General features: G+C 45.8%; 17 protein-coding genes. 6 read left to right on the top strand and 11 right to left on the bottom strand.

What is annotated here, in order from left to right; genetic code table 11:
* Positions 1–33: 33 nt before the first annotated feature.
* From P3L57_RS04200 to P3L57_RS04175, 6 genes are all read right to left on the bottom strand, one after another.
* Entirely contained in the window at positions 34–699 is a 666-nt protein-coding gene (locus P3L57_RS04200) for an NAD(P)H-dependent oxidoreductase (protein ID WP_044163631.1), read from the bottom strand.
* 138 nt (positions 700–837) lie between these two features.
* On the bottom strand, positions 838–1,554 hold the full coding sequence (treR, locus tag P3L57_RS04195) for a trehalose operon repressor (RefSeq protein WP_264798311.1): 717 nt from the start codon (positions 1,552–1,554) through the stop codon (positions 838–840).
* Between the two features lie 20 nt (positions 1,555–1,574).
* Entirely contained in the window at positions 1,575–3,263 is a 1,689-nt protein-coding gene (treC, locus tag P3L57_RS04190; RefSeq protein ID WP_264798310.1) for an alpha,alpha-phosphotrehalase, read from the bottom strand.
* A 73-nt stretch (positions 3,264–3,336) separates the two neighbouring features.
* The gene (treP, locus tag P3L57_RS04185) at positions 3,337–4,749 is read right to left on the bottom strand and encodes a PTS system trehalose-specific EIIBC component (protein ID WP_059353393.1); all 1,413 of its coding nucleotides are present in this window, start codon (positions 4,747–4,749) and stop codon (positions 3,337–3,339) included.
* A gap of 803 nt (positions 4,750–5,552) precedes the next feature.
* Entirely contained in the window at positions 5,553–6,968 is a 1,416-nt protein-coding gene (locus tag P3L57_RS04180) for an alanine/glycine:cation symporter family protein (protein ID WP_069487605.1), read from the bottom strand.
* A gap of 135 nt (positions 6,969–7,103) precedes the next feature.
* Positions 7,104–7,496 carry a DnaJ family domain-containing protein gene (locus P3L57_RS04175; RefSeq protein ID WP_059291655.1) on the bottom strand — a complete coding sequence of 131 codons (393 nt, stop codon included), beginning with the start codon at positions 7,494–7,496 and terminating at the stop codon, positions 7,104–7,106.
* Positions 7,497–7,751: 255 nt separating this feature from the next.
* Between P3L57_RS04175 and ltaS the strand changes: the two genes are divergently transcribed.
* Positions 7,752–9,698 carry a lipoteichoic acid synthase gene (ltaS, locus tag P3L57_RS04170; protein ID WP_059353394.1) on the top strand — a complete coding sequence of 649 codons (1,947 nt, stop codon included), beginning with the start codon at positions 7,752–7,754 and terminating at the stop codon, positions 9,696–9,698.
* Between the two features lie 34 nt (positions 9,699–9,732).
* Here the strand turns inward: ltaS and nagE are convergent, their stop codons facing one another.
* Entirely contained in the window at positions 9,733–11,091 is a 1,359-nt protein-coding gene (nagE, locus tag P3L57_RS04165) for an N-acetylglucosamine-specific PTS transporter subunit IIBC (RefSeq protein WP_024120573.1), read from the bottom strand.
* Positions 11,092–11,260: 169 nt separating this feature from the next.
* Between nagE and map the strand changes: the two genes are divergently transcribed.
* The 4 genes from map to P3L57_RS04145 all read left to right on the top strand — a co-directional run bounded on the left by map (position 11,261) and on the right by P3L57_RS04145 (position 12,955).
* The gene (map, locus tag P3L57_RS04160) at positions 11,261–12,010 is read left to right on the top strand and encodes a type I methionyl aminopeptidase (RefSeq protein ID WP_069487607.1); all 750 of its coding nucleotides are present in this window, start codon (positions 11,261–11,263) and stop codon (positions 12,008–12,010) included.
* A gap of 73 nt (positions 12,011–12,083) precedes the next feature.
* Positions 12,084–12,398 (top strand): DUF3243 domain-containing protein, encoded by a 315-nt coding sequence (locus P3L57_RS04155; RefSeq protein WP_044163609.1) that lies wholly within the window; start codon positions 12,084–12,086, stop codon positions 12,396–12,398.
* A gap of 105 nt (positions 12,399–12,503) precedes the next feature.
* Positions 12,504–12,659 carry a hypothetical protein gene (locus tag P3L57_RS04150; RefSeq protein ID WP_010333377.1) on the top strand — a complete coding sequence of 52 codons (156 nt, stop codon included), beginning with the start codon at positions 12,504–12,506 and terminating at the stop codon, positions 12,657–12,659.
* A 158-nt stretch (positions 12,660–12,817) separates the two neighbouring features.
* Positions 12,818–12,955: a YflJ family protein gene (locus P3L57_RS04145; protein ID WP_010333376.1), complete on the top strand. Its 138-nt coding sequence runs from the start codon at positions 12,818–12,820 to the stop codon at positions 12,953–12,955.
* A 37-nt stretch (positions 12,956–12,992) separates the two neighbouring features.
* Here P3L57_RS04145 and P3L57_RS04140 read toward each other — a convergent pair whose 3' ends face one another.
* Entirely contained in the window at positions 12,993–13,658 is a 666-nt protein-coding gene (locus P3L57_RS04140) for an MOSC domain-containing protein (protein WP_229043541.1), read from the bottom strand.
* Between the two features lie 67 nt (positions 13,659–13,725).
* On the opposite strand from P3L57_RS04140, the gene P3L57_RS04135 reads away from it, so the two are divergent.
* Positions 13,726–14,001 (top strand): acylphosphatase, encoded by a 276-nt coding sequence (locus tag P3L57_RS04135; protein WP_010333374.1) that lies wholly within the window; start codon positions 13,726–13,728, stop codon positions 13,999–14,001.
* Here P3L57_RS04135 and nosA read toward each other — a convergent pair.
* From nosA to citM, 3 genes are all read right to left on the bottom strand, one after another.
* Positions 13,992–15,083 carry a nitric oxide synthase gene (gene nosA / locus P3L57_RS04130; protein WP_217828178.1) on the bottom strand — a complete coding sequence of 364 codons (1,092 nt, stop codon included), beginning with the start codon at positions 15,081–15,083 and terminating at the stop codon, positions 13,992–13,994. The genes P3L57_RS04135 and nosA overlap by 10 nt on opposite strands.
* A 121-nt stretch (positions 15,084–15,204) precedes the next feature.
* Positions 15,205–15,999, bottom strand: a complete 795-nt coding sequence (locus P3L57_RS04125) for an MBL fold metallo-hydrolase (RefSeq protein ID WP_202663643.1) — start codon at positions 15,997–15,999, stop codon at positions 15,205–15,207.
* A 55-nt stretch (positions 16,000–16,054) separates the two neighbouring features.
* On the bottom strand, positions 16,055–17,356 hold the full coding sequence (gene citM, locus P3L57_RS04120) for an Mg(2+)/citrate complex secondary transporter CitM (RefSeq protein ID WP_202647055.1): 1,302 nt from the start codon (positions 17,354–17,356) through the stop codon (positions 16,055–16,057).
* Between the last annotated feature and the right edge of the window lie 176 nt (positions 17,357–17,532).

The following is a 17,532-nucleotide window of genomic DNA, read 5'->3' as shown; positions in this document are numbered from 1 at the left end:
AAAAAGCTGCTCGTTATCGAGCAGCTTTCGTTTTTATACCCATTTCACAACATCTTCAACTGCAGATCTTGTTTTCGGACGAGGGTCTCGCACACGGTAGCCGAATGCCACCATAACAGAAATATCAAAGCTTCCGTTTTCCAGAAGGCCTTCTTCTTCAAGGATGCGATGAATTTCATCATATTGGAAGCCTTCCACAGGGCAGGAATCAACGCCGATTTGCGCAGCGGCTGTCATCATGTTGCCAAGCGCGATATAGGTTTGTTTTGATGCCCAGTCAAACAGGGTTCTGTCGCTTTCAAGCAAATGCAAATCGTGCTTCTGGAACTCCTCTGTTTTGCTGAGATAACCTTCATACACGTCTTGCGGCATTTGTTTTACTTCTTTTAAATGACGTTTGATGTAGTCCGCATTATATTTGATATCCTTCGCTGTACGTGCCAGAATCAGGACGAAATGGCTTGCTGTCGGAAGCTGCTTTTGCGCGCCCCATGTGTATTCGCGAAGCTTTTCGCGGAATTCGGGATTTTGGACAACAACGAATTTCCAAGGCTCAAGGCCGAGTGAACTTGGAGACAGTCTTCCTGTTTCTAAAATAAATTCAAAATCGCTGTCTGATACTTTTTTATTCGGGTCAAATTCCTTTGTCGCATGTCTGAAATTGTATGCGTCCAGAATTTGTTTCTTTACATCTGCCATGTTAAGCACCTCTCCTTTTGGTTACTCTCACTTCTATTGTAGCCATTCTCACAAAAAGTAAAAGTACGCACATTTTTGTATGATAGTATCAATTTTGATACCAAGAGAAAAAAGCGCTCTGCCGCAGGCAGGCGCTCTTTATTTTCCCCGTCGCGCAAAATCGACAAACCTGAATTTGTCCAGACGGTGTCTGCTTTCCGTATATTGAAAGAGACTTGTATCCTCTAAAAAGACATAGTTTCTCACAACCACCATATGGTCATAGCCTCGTAAATCAAGCAATTCCCTGTCCTCATCCGTACACGGCTCGGCCACAATTTCTTTCTGCGCATAACTGATCAAAAGACCAAGCTCTCCTTCAATATATTCATAAATGGAGTTTTCGCAAATTTCTTTCGTCAGGTGAGGCACATGCTTTCTGAAAAAGTAGTCCTTGTCCAAAATGACATGCTCCCCGTCAATCTTTCTTGACCTGATCACTTCCCATATGTCATCATCCGGCTGTGCCCGAAGCTGTTTTTGGATCAGATCTGACGGGGGCACCAGCCCGAATTTGTGAACGGCTGTTTTCGTATCTTTTCCCAAAGTTTGCGCCAGTTCCTTGAAGCTGACAAGCCCAGAGACCGGAAACTGCATTTTTTCACGGTTGAGAATCACGGAGCCTTTCCCCCTGATTTTCTGGATATATCCATTTTGAGCCAGCATGTGAAGCGCCTTTCGAACCGTTTCTCTTGATGTGCCGTACTGTACGGTCAATTCATGTTCAGACGGAAGAATCTCCTCCGCCTTCCATCGGCCGTCTTCAATTTGCTGTGCGATGTCTTTATAGATTGTGATAAATTTATTCACCTTCATTTATGACCACCCAGCTTAGTTTAGCACGGTTTTGTTAAATGATAAACAATGGACTCATACGGGCGGAGCGTCATATTCTTCAGTTCTTCTCTCTCTTCATCATTTGTCAGAAGCACCTCTGCCTTCCACTCGCCGGGCTTCAGCGTGTCCGGCAGTGTAAAGGCTGCCTCCGTCCCGTAAAAATTATTGATGATGAGCAGCTTCTCATTTTCGCCATGTCTCATATACGCAAAAACGTTCGGATCATCCTTTGCGATCAATTCATACGTTCCCTCTGTGACAATGTCATAGGTTTTTCGGATCTGGATCAGCTTCCGGTAGTGATAAAAGACCGAGTGTTTGTCCTTCAGTGCCGCCTCAGCATTGATCTCCCGGTAATTTCCGGCGGCCGGTATCCATGGCGTGCCTGTTGTAAATCCGGCATTCGGCGTATCATCCCACTGGACGGGTGTTCTGGAATTGTCACGGGATTTTTCCTGTAAAATGGCTAAAATCTCTTTCTCCGCCATGCCTTTTTTCTTGAAGGCGTGATACATGTTCAGCGACTCGACATCCCGATAGGAGCTGATGCCGGTAAACTTCGGATTGGTCATGCCGAGCTCTTCACCCTGATAAATATAAGGCGTGCCCTGCATCATATGAATGGCCGTCGCAAGCATTTTTGCTGATTTCACCCGATATGGACCGTCATTTCCATATCTCGATACAATGCGCGGCTGATCGTGATTGCACCAGAACAAAGCGTTCCAGCCCCCTCCCGCCTGCATCTCCGTCTGCCATACAGATAAGATCTCCTTCAGCTTCAGAAAATCGAACGGAGCCAAGGCCCATTTTTCTCCGTTTGGATAATCGACCTTGAGATGATGGAAGTTAAACGTCATATCAAGCTCTTCATTGCCGGGATTTGTATATCGGATGCAATGATCTACAGTTGTTGAAGACATCTCACCGACCGTCATGCTGTCATAATGTGAAAACACCTTTTCGTTCATTTCATGCAGAAATTCATGCACCCGCGGCCCGTCAGTGTAAAAGGTACGGCCATCATCGCCGTTTTCCGCATTCGGAAAGCGCTGGTCTTTTGAAATCAGATTAATGACATCAAGCCTGAAGCCATCAATTCCTTTTTCAAACCAAAAATGCATCATCTCATAGACATGCTTTCTGACCTCTTCATTTTCCCAATTCAAATCAGCCTGTGTGACATCAAACAGGTGCAGATAATATTGGCCTGAGGCTTCGTCAAGCTTCCATGACGAGCCGCCGAATTTCGATTCCCAGTTTGTCGGGGCTGTCCCGTCTTCGTTCGAGTTTTTCCATATATAAAAATCACGGTATGGGCTGTCTTTTGAAGAAATCGCCTCTCTAAACCATTTGTGCTCAGTTGACGTATGATTGACTACAAGATCCATGACGACTTTTAAGCCTCTTTTGTGCGCTTCAGCTAATAAGCGTTCAAAATCTTCCATTGTGCCGTACTCTTGATAAATCGTGTAGTAATCACGAATATCATACCCATTATCATGCTGCGGCGAGTCGTAAATCGGCGTTAGCCAAAGAACATCCACCTGAAGCGTTTTTAAGTAATCAAGCTTTTCAATAATTCCATTCAAATCGCCAATGCCGTTTCCCGTCGTATCTTTAAAGCTTTTCGGATAAATTTGATAAACCACGGCTTTTTTCCACCATGGTGTTTGTTCTGTTTTCATCTGTCTCCACCACCGTCTTTTTTAATGAAAATGGGAAAAAGGGAACGTCAAAAACACGTCCCGCTCCCCTTTGTTATTTACGTTTCAGTCGCGCATAAGCGTATGTTCCGGCAAACGGAACAATCAAGACAATCGCCATCCCGATTGCGAATGCGCCCCAGTACTGGCTCATAATCGAGAAAATGCCGGGCACGCCGCCAACACCGACGGAGCTTGCCAAAACGCCTTGAGATGAGATATACATCCCGGCAAGCCCTGAGCTGATCATCGCAATGATAAACGGAAATCTGTAGCGAAGGTTCACCCCGAATATGGCAGGCTCTGTAATGCCCAGATAAGCGGAAATGCCTGATGTTAAGGAAAGGCCTTTTTGTTTCTCATCCTTTACGATAAACATCATCGCCAGCGCCGCTGACCCTTGAGCGATATTTGACAGCGCCAGCATCGGCCATAAAAAAGTGCCTCCGAGCTTAGAACCGATCAGCTGCAGATCAACTGCCAAAAACGTATGATGCATTCCGGTAATCACCAGTGCCGAGTATAAGCCGCCGTACAGCAGCCCGCCCAGCGCGGCAAATGAGCCGAACACCGAGATAAGCCCCGAAGTTAACACATTCCCGATCGCAAATGTGACCGGTCCGATAATGATAAAGGATGCAAAACCTGTCACGAGCAGCGTAATCGGCGCGACGACTAAAAGCTGTATTCCCTCGGGTGTCCGTTTCGTCAAAAACAATTCAATCTTGGCGAGCAAATACGAAGCGAGCAAAATCGGGAGCACCTGCCCCTGGTAGCCGACCTTCTGCACCTCAAGGCCGAAAAGATTCCATACAGGGATCTCTCCGCTTTGTTCCGCAGCGCCATACCCCCACGCATTCAGTAAATCAGGATGCACGAGCATAACGCCGAGCACAATGCCGAGGAGCGGATTGCCGCCAAACCGTTTCACCGCCGACCAGCCGATCAGCGCTGGCAGGAACGTAAAGGCCGTGCCTGCGATTAAATTGATCATATTGGCGAGATCCGCCCACTGCGGGTACACTTGCACAATCGATTTTGTACTGAAGAAAATCCCCTGCGCCGTTAAGATATTGTTGATCCCCATTAAGAGACCCGCCGTGACAATCGCCGGCAAAATTGGAATAAAGATATCTGCAAGCGTTTTCACAGCACGCTGCAAAGGATTCATATTTTTTTCTGAGGCCTTCTTCACGTCATCCTTTGTTGACTCGCCAATCCCCGTTTCCTTGACCAGTTCCGCATATACTTTGTTGACTGTTCCCTGGCCGATCACAACCTGAAACTGCCCGTTTGTCGAAAACGACCCCTTTACAACATCGATTTGATCCAGCACCTCTTGGTCAACCTTGCTTTCATCTATTAACGCGAAGCGTAAACGTGTTACACAATGAGTTGCCGCTGCAATATTTTCAGCACCGCCGACTGCTTCAACAATTTGCCGTGCTGATCTGTTCAGTTCCCCCATGCCAACCCCTCCGTTTGATAACTTGTATATACAACTTATGTTTACATTGTATTCCTGTATATACATGTAGTCAACAACTTTTTATAGCGCTTTCATACTATTCGTAAAGTCATAGAATATCTTAAACAGGCAGGGTTGCTCTAAAGAATAAACACGAGAAAGCCCTGCAGCTCCTGCGTGAGCTCGAAGGAAAACTCTGACCTTTTTAACAGAAGGCTGCTCAGATTTGTGTTTACAAAGTTGGACTTCGGAAATGTGCATGCGGATCTATTGTATATATCGAAGGAATCGTAAAATCTGAATCTATTCAGGATCACGTCCTCCGTCTTTTTTTTGCGGCATCTGAGGGATGAAATAAGGAAAACGAGGAATCTCAGCCGATATGCTGTCTATTTCCAGCGTATTGGCTGAGACGAGTTTAGATCTATTATTTTGTAAACGGCAAAATGCCTGATTGTAAAAATAAAAGGCGGCCAAAGGAGAGTCACTGAAGAACCGATCACCGAGTCCATCAGAAGGCTTTACAGAAAGCCTCAGAGTCAATAGTGCTTTTGTGCGCTTTCGCGTCAATCACTTCAGCTTAAACGATCGCTTTTAAAATCGGCCCGAGAACCAAGACCGACATCGTCTTAGCCTATATCGGACGGAATGGCAGGTACGCAGGGCATTGACAAGATGAAAAAAGAATCAAAACAGATAGACTTAACAGAATCAAACCGCTCATTAACGTGGTGATGCGATCTTGCTGCCTTTGTTCACCTAATTGATTATCAAGAGTAAGACGAGGTTAAGTTCCAAAAACACTAAGAGTTTTCGGCTTCTTTTGTCTGGCAAACAGCACTCTGTTTCGTTTTTCTTCTATCTTTCAGGTAATACTGTTCAGATGTGAAAAATTCGGTATACAGCGCTTTTACCTTCTTGCTCAATAATAACAGCGCAATCACATTCGGAACGAGAATGAAAACTAACGCTAAGTCCAGAAAGCCCCAGATGGCTTTTGCTCCGCCGGCGGCACCTATGATAATAGCCGCTAAATAAACGAATTTAATAACATGCCCCGACAGCCGTCCGAATAGAAATTCAGCTTGTTTTACGCCGTAAAAGATGACAACCATAATGGTCGAGACAACAAAAAAGACGAGAGAAATCGAAACGAAGTATCCTCCGCCAGTTCCGAAATAATGCTGAAATGCAGCCGTAGTCAGTGCTGCTGGGTCACTTGAGGCGTTCTTCCCTGTCCAGACTCCGGATGCAAGGACGACAAATGCCGTGGTGGTGCAGATAATCAAGGTATCAATGACAATGCCGATCACAGACCAGAACCCTTGTCTTACGGGGTGGTCAGTCATTGCCGCCGCATGTGCAATCGGGGCGGTTCCCATCCCGGCTTCATTAGAATACAGGCCGCGGGCAAACCCCCAGCGGATGGTTTCAGCCAAGGCAGCGCCTGCAAATCCTCCTGCTGCCGAAGAAGAAGTAAACGCATTCGAAAATATCAGAGAGAAAAACGCCGGAACAGATGAAAGATTCATAAGAACGATCAGGAGACCGGCTCCCGCGTATGCCCCTGCCATGAGAGGCACAACAAACTCTGTTACTTTTCCGATCCGCTTAACCCCGCCAATTACAACTAAAGCAATCAAAAACGCGATGCCGATTCCGGCGTATATTTTATTGAAAGAAAACGTTTCGGCAAGAGAGACTGAAACTGAATTCCCCTGAACCATTATGCTTGGAATCAGCTCTACGATCAGTGCAACAGAAAAAAACACGCCGAGCCATTTCATGCGCAGCCCTTTTGTTATGTAATACATCGGTCCCCCGACAAATTCACCCTGCTCATTTTTTTCTCTGTAATGAACCGCAAGCACACTTTCTGAAAACTTAATTGCCATAGCAAATAAGGCAACCAGCCACATCCAAAAAACAGCCCCGGGACCGCCAAACATGATAGCCGCAGGCACTCCGACAATGTTCGCCGCCCCAATCGTCGAACTGAGGGCTGATGTCAATGCCTGAAGAGGCGTAACTGTCCCCTCTCCCTTCGGCTTTTTTCCTACGCTGCCGATCGTCTGCTTTAAAATGTATAATGGATAGCGAAATTGAAAAAACTTCAGCAAAATGGTGAAGTACAATCCCGTCCCCGTCAGTAAGATAATTAGCGGCGGCCCCCACAGCCAATCAGATATACGCTCTACCCATTCTAATAGTTGTTCCATCCCATCACCCTTTCCCGTTTATGGGTCAATTCCCCACAGATGGAAAAACATAAACCTTTTAGGGCAGACAGAACTAAGTCAAATTGAGGAATAAAGGAAGCTGTACGGCTAAAAAACATCGCCTGACAAGGAAAACTAAGTGGAAGAAGGTCTGTTTCGCCCCAGCCGCTCATATACTTGATTCTTATAAAACGATGACGCTGGTTTGGAAAACATGCCTTTTTTGTCGGCAAGCTTATCGAGCATCAGCTGCTTCTCTGATTTTTTTCTTACTAATTGCTCACGTTCCTTTTCGTCATAGCACTTGGAGATTAAATGGTTGAGGGTCATAAGCTCTTTTTTCAGTGCACCCTCATCCTCAGCCATCCCTGCATTTTTTAACATTCGGTATCCCATCCGCAGGGATTCCGGCAAGTGGGCCGCATCATCCTTTGGCAGCGGTTTTCCCATTCCCGGCAGGTTGTCAAATTCTCCGTCTTTGATGGCGCGTTTAATCTTATCTTCAGACACAATATGAGAATAATCCATCGTCCCACCTCTTTTCATTAATGAATATATTTTATCATACAGCTGTCACAAACCATATTATTCCTTTATTTACAGTAATAAACCTGCTTTTACATCTGGCAAATTCCTAAGAAAACGTTGATTCGACGGCGTTTTTCGCCACTTTTTCCATCGGACGATTTTCACTTTTCTAATCCGCTGATTCGTGTTATATTGGATACGTTCGTTTTTTCTATCGTTTCGCTCGAACTGTGATCGGAAAAAAGGAGTGTAACAATGAAAACATTTATAAAAGAAAGAGGACTGGCCTTCTTCTTAATTGCGGTCGTCCTGTTATGGGTAAAGACGTATGTCGGTTATGTCCTGAACTTCAATTTAGGAATAGACAACACGATCCAGAAAATATTGCTTTTTGTGAATCCGCTCAGCTCAAGCTTATTCTTTCTTGGATTTGGACTTTTGTTCAAGAAAAAATTACAGCAGACAGCCATCATAGTGATTCATTTTTTAATGTCTTTTTTACTGTACGCAAACATTGTGTATTACCGATTCTTCAATGATTTTATTACGATTCCGGTCATTATGCAGGCTAAAACAAACGGCGGCCAACTCGGTGACAGCGCATTTTCGCTGATGAGACCGACTGACGCCTTTTACTTTATCGATACGATCATTCTGATTATCTTAGCGATTAAAGTGAACAAGCCTGCCGATACGTCTAACAAAAAATCATTCCGAATCGTTCTTGCGTCTTCGATTCTCGTTTTCTTAATCAACCTGGCAGTTGCGGAGTCAGACCGTCCTGAATTGCTGACGAGATCATTTGACCGAAACTATCTTGTCAAATATTTAGGAACATACAATTTCACGATTTATGACGCTGTGCAGAATGTCAAATCCAACAGCCAGCGCGCACTTGCCGATTCAAGCGACGTAACGGAAGTTGAGAACTACATGAAAGCCAATTACGATGTGCCGAACAATGTATATTTCGGCAAAGCGGAAGGAAAAAACGTCATTTACGTTTCACTTGAATCTTTACAGTCCTTTATCATCGACTATAAAATTGATGGCAAAGAAGTGACACCGTTCTTAAATAAACTGGCGCACGATAACGAAACGTTCTACTTTGATAACTTTTTCCACCAAACAGGACAAGGTAAAACATCGGATGCAGAATTTATGATGGAAAACTCTCTGTACCCGCTGGCTCAGGGTTCCGTTTTCGTGAACAAAGCGCAAAACACGCTTCAATCCGTTCCGGCGATTTTGAAGTCTAAAGATTACACATCTGCGACGTTCCACGGGAATACGCAGACGTTCTGGAACCGAAACGAAATGTACAAAGCGGAAGGCATCGATAAGTTCTTCGACTCTGCTTACTATGACATGAACGAAGAAAACACGAAAAACTACGGCATGAAAGATAAACCGTTCTTTAAAGAATCAATGCCGCTGTTAGAAAGCTTGCCGCAGCCGTTCTATACGAAGTTCATTACCCTGTCTAACCACTTCCCATTCGGAATGGATGAGGGGGATACTGACTTCCCGGCTGGAGACTTTGGCGACTCTGTCGTCAACAACTACTTCCAGTCAGCCCATTACCTTGATCAGTCCATTGAACAATTTTTCAATGACCTGAAAAAAGACGGGTTATATGATAAATCGGTTATCGTGATGTACGGAGACCACTACGGCATCTCTGAAAACCACAATAACGCGATGGCCAAAGTGCTTGGCAAAGACGAAATTACCGATTATGACAACGCCCAGCTTCAGCGAGTGCCGCTCTTTATCCACGCTGCCGGCGTGAAGGGCGAAAAGGTTCATAAATATGCCGGAGACGTCGATGTGGCTCCAACCCTTCTGCATTTGCTCGGGGTGGATACGAAAGACTACCTGATGTCCGGTTCTGATATTTTATCTAAAGAACACCGTGAAGTGATTCCGTTCCGTAACGGAGACTTTATATCACCGAAGTACACGAAAATATCCGGCAAGTACTATGACACAAAAACCGGTAAACAGCTTGATGAATCTGAGATCGACAAGTCAGAAGACTCACTCGTCAAGAAGGAACTCGAAATGTCCGATAAAATCATAAACGGAGACCTGCTGCGTTTCTACAGCCCGAAAGGTTTTACAAAGGTGAACCCTTCCGATTATGATTACACAAAACACGGCGAGGATTCAGAGACGTCAACAGAAGACGAAGATAAATAAGAAAAAAGCAGAGAGGCCAGCCTCTCTGCTTTTTTTATTTCACTGCAGCACGTAATTCCTCTGCCGCAAACTCTACATTCGGGCCAATAATGACTTGTACTGATTGCCCGCCCGATTTGACGACTCCTTTTGCGCCTGCTTTCTTTAATAACGCTTCATTTACTAAAGACGTATCTTTCACTGTCAGTCTCAGCCTTGTCGCACAGTGATCAATCGTCTGCAGGTTTTCTTTTCCGCCAAGCCCCTTCAGCATGATGTTTTCATTGACAGACTGTGCTGTGTTCTCGTCCAGCACTTCATCCAAATCATCATCCTCACGTCCCGGCGTTTTCAAATTCAACGTCTTAATTAAGACGTAAAACACGACAAAGTATACAGCCGCATAGCATATACCTACCAGAAGCAGCAGCAGCGGCTTTTCTGCAATTCCGTAGCTCAAAAGATAATCGATCGCACCGGCTGAAAAAGAAAATCCAGAGCGTATGCCGAGCAAATTAACGATGAATAGCGACAGTCCGGTTAAGACTGCATGCACAGCGTATAACAGCGGAGATAAAAACATAAATGCAAACTCAATTGGCTCGGTTATCCCTGTGATAAACGCAGTCAACGCAAACCCGATCATCATTCCGGCCGTTGCTTTTCGTTTTGACGGCTTGGCAGTCACAATCATTGCCAGACATGCCGCCGGAAGACCGAACATCATAATCGGGAAGAATCCCGTCATGTATGTGCCCGCTGTCGGGTCTTTAGCGAAAAAGCGCGCCAAATCTCCTGTCACTCCGTTATATTCGCCGAATTGGAACCAAAAAATATTATTTAGCACGTGGTGAAGACCGAGCGGAATTAACAGCCTGTTGAATAAGCCGAATATGCCCGCGCCGATTCCGCCAAGCCCAAGCATCCACTCCCCAAACGCGTTAATTCCCGATTGAATCGGCGGCCATATCGAACCGAATATTCCTGCTAAAATGATTGTGAAAATAGCGGTGACAATCGGCACAAGCCGTCTGCCGCTGAAGAACCCGAGATATTCCGGCAGTTTTGTATCCTTGAAGCGGTTATAGGTGTAACCCGCAATTAAACCGGCAATAATTCCCCCAAATACCGCCATGTTGTTTGCTTCATTAATCGATTTTGTTGCCGCGTCGAGCATCAGATACGAAATCGCCCCCGATAAACCCGCGGCCCCATTGCTGTCCTTTGAAATGCCGATGGCAATCCCAATCGCAAATATAAGCGGCAGGTGATCAAAAACAGCAGTTCCCGCTTGATAAACAAACGGGATATCGAATAAATCCTCCCTGCCAAGTGCAAGGATAATCCCGACTGCAGGCAAAACCGCAATCGGGAGCATAAATGACTTTCCAAGCTTTTGTAAAAATGAAAGCATACCCATCCCCCTCTTACCCTTTTTTAAAAATATACCATACAAGATATCTAGTGATCTATACCAATTTTCCCGGCATATTTCTTTTTTCCCAGGTTCGTGTGTTTCCTATTCTAGAGCCAATTGTGGTAAGCTTAAACTAGATTATTTAAAAAGAAAGCGGGAATGACAGATGATTGTAACAAACGATCAAGAATTAGACGGCCTGAAAAAAATCGGCAGAATTGTAGCGCTGGCGCGTGAAGAAATGAAACGGAAAGCAGAGCCCGGCATGAGTACAAAAGACCTTGACCTTATCGGAAAAGCGGTGCTTGACGAGCATGGCGCTGTTTCGGCTCCGCAAAAAGAATACGACTTTCCTGGTGTTACATGCATCAGCGTAAATGATGAAGTGGCGCATGGTATTCCAAGCACATCCACTATTTTAAAAGCCGGAGATCTTGTGAACATTGATATCTCTGCTGAATTCGGCGGTTTCTACTCCGATACAGGCATCTCGTTTGTGCTCGGTGAAGGAGAAGAACGACTTCACAAGCTATGCCAATGCGCAGAGGATGCCTTCCAAAAAGGGCTGCAGCAGGCAAAAGCCGGCAAGCGCCAAAATCAGATCGGGAGAGCCGTTTATCATGAAGCACGTTCTAAAGGATTTACCGTCATTAAAACCCTGACTGGCCACGGAATCGGCAGAAGCCTTCACGAAGCGCCGAACCACATCATGAACTATTATGATCCATTTGATAACGCGCTCTTCAAAAACGGCACAGTGATCGCACTTGAACCATTCATTTCAACAAAAGCGGAAACCATCGTCGAAGCTGGAGACGGCTGGACCTTTAAGACGCCGGATAAAAGCATGGTCGCCCAAGTTGAGCACACCATCGTCATTACCAAAGACGAGCCGATTATCCTGACACAGCTGTAAAAACACATTTCGTATGTTTAACCTCCTCCTATTACAGGTAAAGCATCACTATTCTGCAGGAGGAGGCACTGTAATGAACAGAGATCAAGAAAAAATCCAAATTGAAAATGAAATGAATGCAATGCACGGAACAATAAAAGAAGAAATGTTAAAAGACTTTGAAGAATTTAAAGACTACCTGAAAAAACAAGTTAACCGGGGCAAAAAAATAGGATTAGATGACGGCAAGCTTGTCAAAAGCGCTGCGATCCTGGGAGACTATCTCGCGAAACATGAAGAGCCGCAAAACGGCGAAGAAATGCTGCTTCAGGAACTTTGGAGCGTTGCGGATGATGATGAGAAAAAACATTTGGCACAGCTGTTAGTCAAATTGGTTGAGAAACAATAAATACCTAAGCCGGGCGTATGCCCGGCTTCTTTATATTGTCACAAGCCCGGCCCATCCAGATATGCTACACTAGGATTAATGTCTGTGAAAGGAGCCATTGTCCGCATGTGGTTTATTATTTTTGGAATCGTCTTTTTCATTGAAGGCATCATCATGACCGTTTTCGGCGTGAAGAAAAAAAACGGGATGCTTACATATATCGGTATTGTGTTCAGCATCATGACACTTGGCATTGTCGTGCTGAAACTCACCGGGCATTAAATCATATTCAGCGTTTACTCCGCATATACATACAAGAAGAAAGTTCGCATCACTAGTGCGAAAGACTCAGTTTTTCCCGCATCTCTTTTCAGCATCTTTTGATAGATGTTACAATGCCAATCGTTTGGTCAATCAGATAGGGAAAGGAGTTTTCTGACATGCATTACGGCAGTAAAGGCTGGTATGTGGCAGAATTAAAAAAGCAGGGTATCACGAAATATGAAGGAAGAAAGCTTCAAAGCTATAAAACCTATTTTCTTGCCAACCTGCTTGAAACAAAGAAAAAACAATCCTGACATGGTAAAGCCGCGCACGTTTAGATGCGCGGCTTTTTTATTGAATCGGAAGCAGCCTGTCCCGTTTTTTGATAAAGGAAGATCTCCAGCTTTCCGACAATGCATCTTCACTTAAAATCCGTTCAATGGCGGCGAGATTTTTTGTGTCATGGTATTTGATATGGTTTGCGAATTGGACGGATATGCCTTTTTTGCCTCTGGACAGCAGGTCGAGCTTGGCGCCCGGAGCAACCCTGCCCTCTTCCAGCACGCGAAAATAAAATCCCGTATATCCGGTTTGCTGAACTTTCAGCACCATATCCTTTGCACCGAACTTTTTGGCAAGCTTTATACACGGCTGACGCGGCTGGCTGACCTGAACCACGGCGTCATCGAGCTGAAAGACATCGCCTATGCAAACGTCCTCCTCAGTCAGGCCTTGCACCGTGAGATTTTCACCAAACGCGGCGCTCGGGAGCGGTCTTGAGAGAAACTCGGCCCAAAACGGATAGTGCTCCGCCGGATAGACACAGACAGCCTTATCAGGGCCGCCATGATTGACGAGATCCGCTTGTCCGTCTCCCTCAAAATTCTCCCGATACAGCATCACTGCGGAATCTGCCGGCCGCTTCATAATGCCGGTCTCTATTTTCTTTCCATCGTATTCAAGCGTCTGCGGCTTTCCCAGATTAAGAGAAAGAATGGAATAATGCGCTGATGTCATATAAACACATCTCCTTTACAGGATATAAAATGATTGATTATCATAAAAAGAAAAGGTGGTTTTTTACATGCTTCAATATCGAATCGTTGCAGACGGCCGGGTTCAAGGTGTCGGTTTCCGCTACTTTGTTCAAGCGGAAGCCGATAAGCATAAACTCACCGGCTGGGTCAAAAACCGTGATGACGGGCGTGTCGAGATTTTGGCCGAAGGGCCGGAAAACGCCTTGCAATCATTTCTTGAGGCCGTGAAGAAAGGCAGCCCCTTTTCAAAGGTTACCGGCATCTCTGTCACTGAATCCAGCAGCCTTGAAGGCCATCACCGGTTTTCAATTGTCTATTCGTAAGGCTTATCCTGATAAAAGTAATTCGGCTTGACGATTGAATTGTCATAAGACCGGTGAAAAATATGTGTGGAGGCGGGTGAAATCGGCGGTATCAGCCACGTCCAGTCACCCGTCAGCTTTCTGCCCGCTTCTTCCTCCTGTTCTTCAAACCGTTTAAACTGGCTTGCAGCCGTGTGATGATCGACAATGCTGACGCCGTGCTTTTTATACGAGTGCAAAACAGCTTTATTCAATTCAACAAGCGCCTGATCCTTCCATAAATCTGTATTGTAATCAGCAGCGATGCCGATCACGGACGCCACTTTTTTCAGCATGTCATACCGCTTCACATCTGCCAGGTTTCTTGCTCCGATCTCCGTCCCCATATACCAGCCGTTAAACGGTGCGGCATTATAATGAACGCCCCCGATCTCAAGCCTCATATCCGCAATAATCGGCACGCCGTACCATTGCAGCTTCAAGTCAGAAAACGCTTCGAATTCCGGGTGGGTCAGCGGAACTTCTATCACCAGTGAGCGGGGCAGCTCATACCAGACCGGCAGCTTGTCACCCTTCATGCGAAAAATAAGGGGAAGAAGATCAAAATCGGTCCGCTCTCCGCGCCAGCCGAGCTGCTCACAGGCTGCGGTGAGAGAACGGGAAGCAGGATCGCCGATTCTTTCTCCGTTGGATTCATATCCCGCGTACCGGATCAGCTGATGATTCCAGATCTCGACTTGCTTTTCGCCCTTCTCTTCCGGAGGGAATATCGTAATGGTCGGCCTGATTTTCCCGTTATTTGTGGCGGTTTCAATGTGATGAAACAGAGCGTCCCGTACTTCTTCTTTAGTCCGGACGTCACGTCTGTCAATGACATTCAGCGAGTTCCAGAACAGTCTGCCGATGCAGCGGTTGCTGTTTCTCCAAGCCATTTTCGCCCCGTGCGCCAGCTCTTCCTTTGTATGTACATAGCTTCCAGTCCGGTCAATCTCACTTTTAATGTCATCGAGGCGGTCTTGCGCTTCATCCTCCTTTCCGAGTTCCTGATAGCAATTGGCAATAAACGCTTTCGCTTCGTTCCAGAGTATTTCTTTATCTTCCAACAAACTCTCTCCTCCAAATCGCATTCATGCTTCTCATTGTATCGTTTTTGAGCGGGAAGACAAATGGTTTTTCTGCATCTTCTTGGAAAAACAAATAAAAAAACACCCGCATTTGCGAGTGTCAAAGGAATGATAAATGATGGGCCAATTCCATTAAATCACTGCGAAAGTTTCTGCCTGTCATTGGGATGCCGTGCCCGGTCAGCAGCGCTTCCGGTTCTCGTTCGGCAAGTCTTTGAATGGACTCGGCGGCCATCTCAGTGTCAGGTGTGAAATAAGCCGGCGGGCCGTGAAGCTCCTGTTTTTGAATGAAGACGTCAGCCATTTTTTCCTGTTCAACTGTAATCACCGCATCGCCAGCGACAAGCACACGGCCGTCCTCGCGGAATAATGAAATATGGCCCGGTGTGTGGCCCGGTGTTGCGATCCAGATCCACTCGTCCAAAAACGGAACAGTGCCGTCTTCAGGCAGTGCTTGAACATGAGAGGAAATATCGATCGAATGGCGCGGAAACAGCGGCGACAGCTTGGCAACCAGCCCGCTTTTGCTGTCTGGGCGCGCCGGCGGATAATCCTCTTTTCCGGTCACAAAAGGCATTTCCCGCGAATGAACATAAACAGGAACATCCCAATGCTCAAGGATCTCTTCAATGGCCCCGATATGATCAAAGTGCCCGTGTGTCAGAATAATGGCCTTCAAGTGATAGTCATCACCGAATCTTTGTTTTGCTTCGTTTAAAATCATGCCGGCTGATTGAGGCATGCCGGCATCTATTAAAATAAATGAACGTGGTTCAGAAGGATACTGAATAAAATAGACATTCGCAATTTGCACGGTCAGACCATGTACACCCTTTGCGGCCTCGAACCCAGTCCCGCTTCTGACTGAAGTCAGCGGCATATAAGGATCACTCATGAAGACACCTCCGGTACGTTGTATGCCGTTAGTGTATGTCATTCCGCCTGAATTATCATGCAGAAATCGAAATGGCACCGATCAATAAAGCGGTAACCGTCATGACAATCACGGCGAGAACCGCCCATTTCAAAGCGAATTTTTGATGATCGTCAATGGAGACCCCGACAAGCCCGACAAGCAAATGTGTAGATGGCACAAGCGGACTCAGCATATGAATCGGCTGTCCGATAATTGAGGCTCTGGCAATTTCGACTTTATCAACACCGTATGCGACAGCCGTTTCTGATAAAATCGGCAGCACTCCGTAAAAATACGCGTCATTCGGCATGAGAAATGTGAAAATGCCGCTAGTTAAGGCTACAATCGCCGGGATAAACCCGCCCATTTGTTCAGGAATCATCGACACAAGCGAAATCGCCATTTCGTCAACCATTTTGGTGCCTGTTAAAATTCCCGTAAAAACGCCTGCTGCAAAGATCATGGAGCCAATGGCCAGCACGTTGCTTGAATGTGCTGAAATACGCTGTCTCTGATGATCAAGGTTCGGATAATTCACAATGAGTGCAATACAGAATGCGATGACAAACAGCACCGTTAAACTGATTTTGCCTGATACTAAAAAGCCTATTAATGAAAGCGTCAACAACAAATTGAACCACCAAAGCTTCGGGCGTTTCCACTCATCTTCAACCGCAGCGGCCGGTTCGTTGACATCGGCCGGCTGTTTCAGCTCAATCACGCCGAGTCGTTTGCGCTCCGCTTTACCCAGCACATACGCAACTGCGACCATACAAAGCATTCCGCTCGCGATCACAGGGATCATCGGCCCGGTCAGCTCAGCCGGATCAACCCCTAGCGCGCTCGCCGCCCGCGGCGTCGCGCCTCCCCACGGAATCGTATTCATAATCCCCATGCCGACACCGGCGATTCCCGCCAATATAATCGGCCGGATGCCGAGCAGCAAATAGAGCGGAAGCATTGCGCTTGTTGTAATCATATAGGTTGTTGAACCGTCTCCATCCAATGCAACAAGCATCGTAAGAACCGCTGTCCCGACAACGATTTTTAACGGATCGCCTTTGACCATATTTAATATTTTGGCAACCATCGGATCAAAAAGCCCAGTGTCAATCATGATCCCAAAATATAAAATCGCAAACATAATCATAACAGCCGTCGGCGCCACCTGCTGAATCCCCGAGATCATCATATCGCCAACTTCAGTGAACCCGAAACCGGCTATCAACGCAAACACAATCGGCGTCAAAACCAATGCCGTCAGGACAGAAAGCCGTTTTGTCATGATCAGTACCATAAACACAAGCATCATAAGAAATCCTAAGATTGCTAACACATTCATTCCCCCTTTAAATGAATCCGCTTACATTTTATCCCCTATTCCCCTTTTGCCTTTTTGTCATCGTATGAGAAAAACGGTTTCAAGTAAATAATTTGGTTTTTTTATATTTTTAATTTTTTAAAACCGTTTTGTTCTTTTTGGTCATATCTAAACACAAAAAAAGCATTCCG

Origin of the sequence: Bacillus sp. B28 (assembly GCF_029536185.1) — a bacterium.
Lineage (GTDB): Bacteria > Bacillota > Bacilli > Bacillales > Bacillaceae > Bacillus > Bacillus halotolerans.
This window is presented reverse-complemented; position numbering and strand designations above follow the sequence as displayed.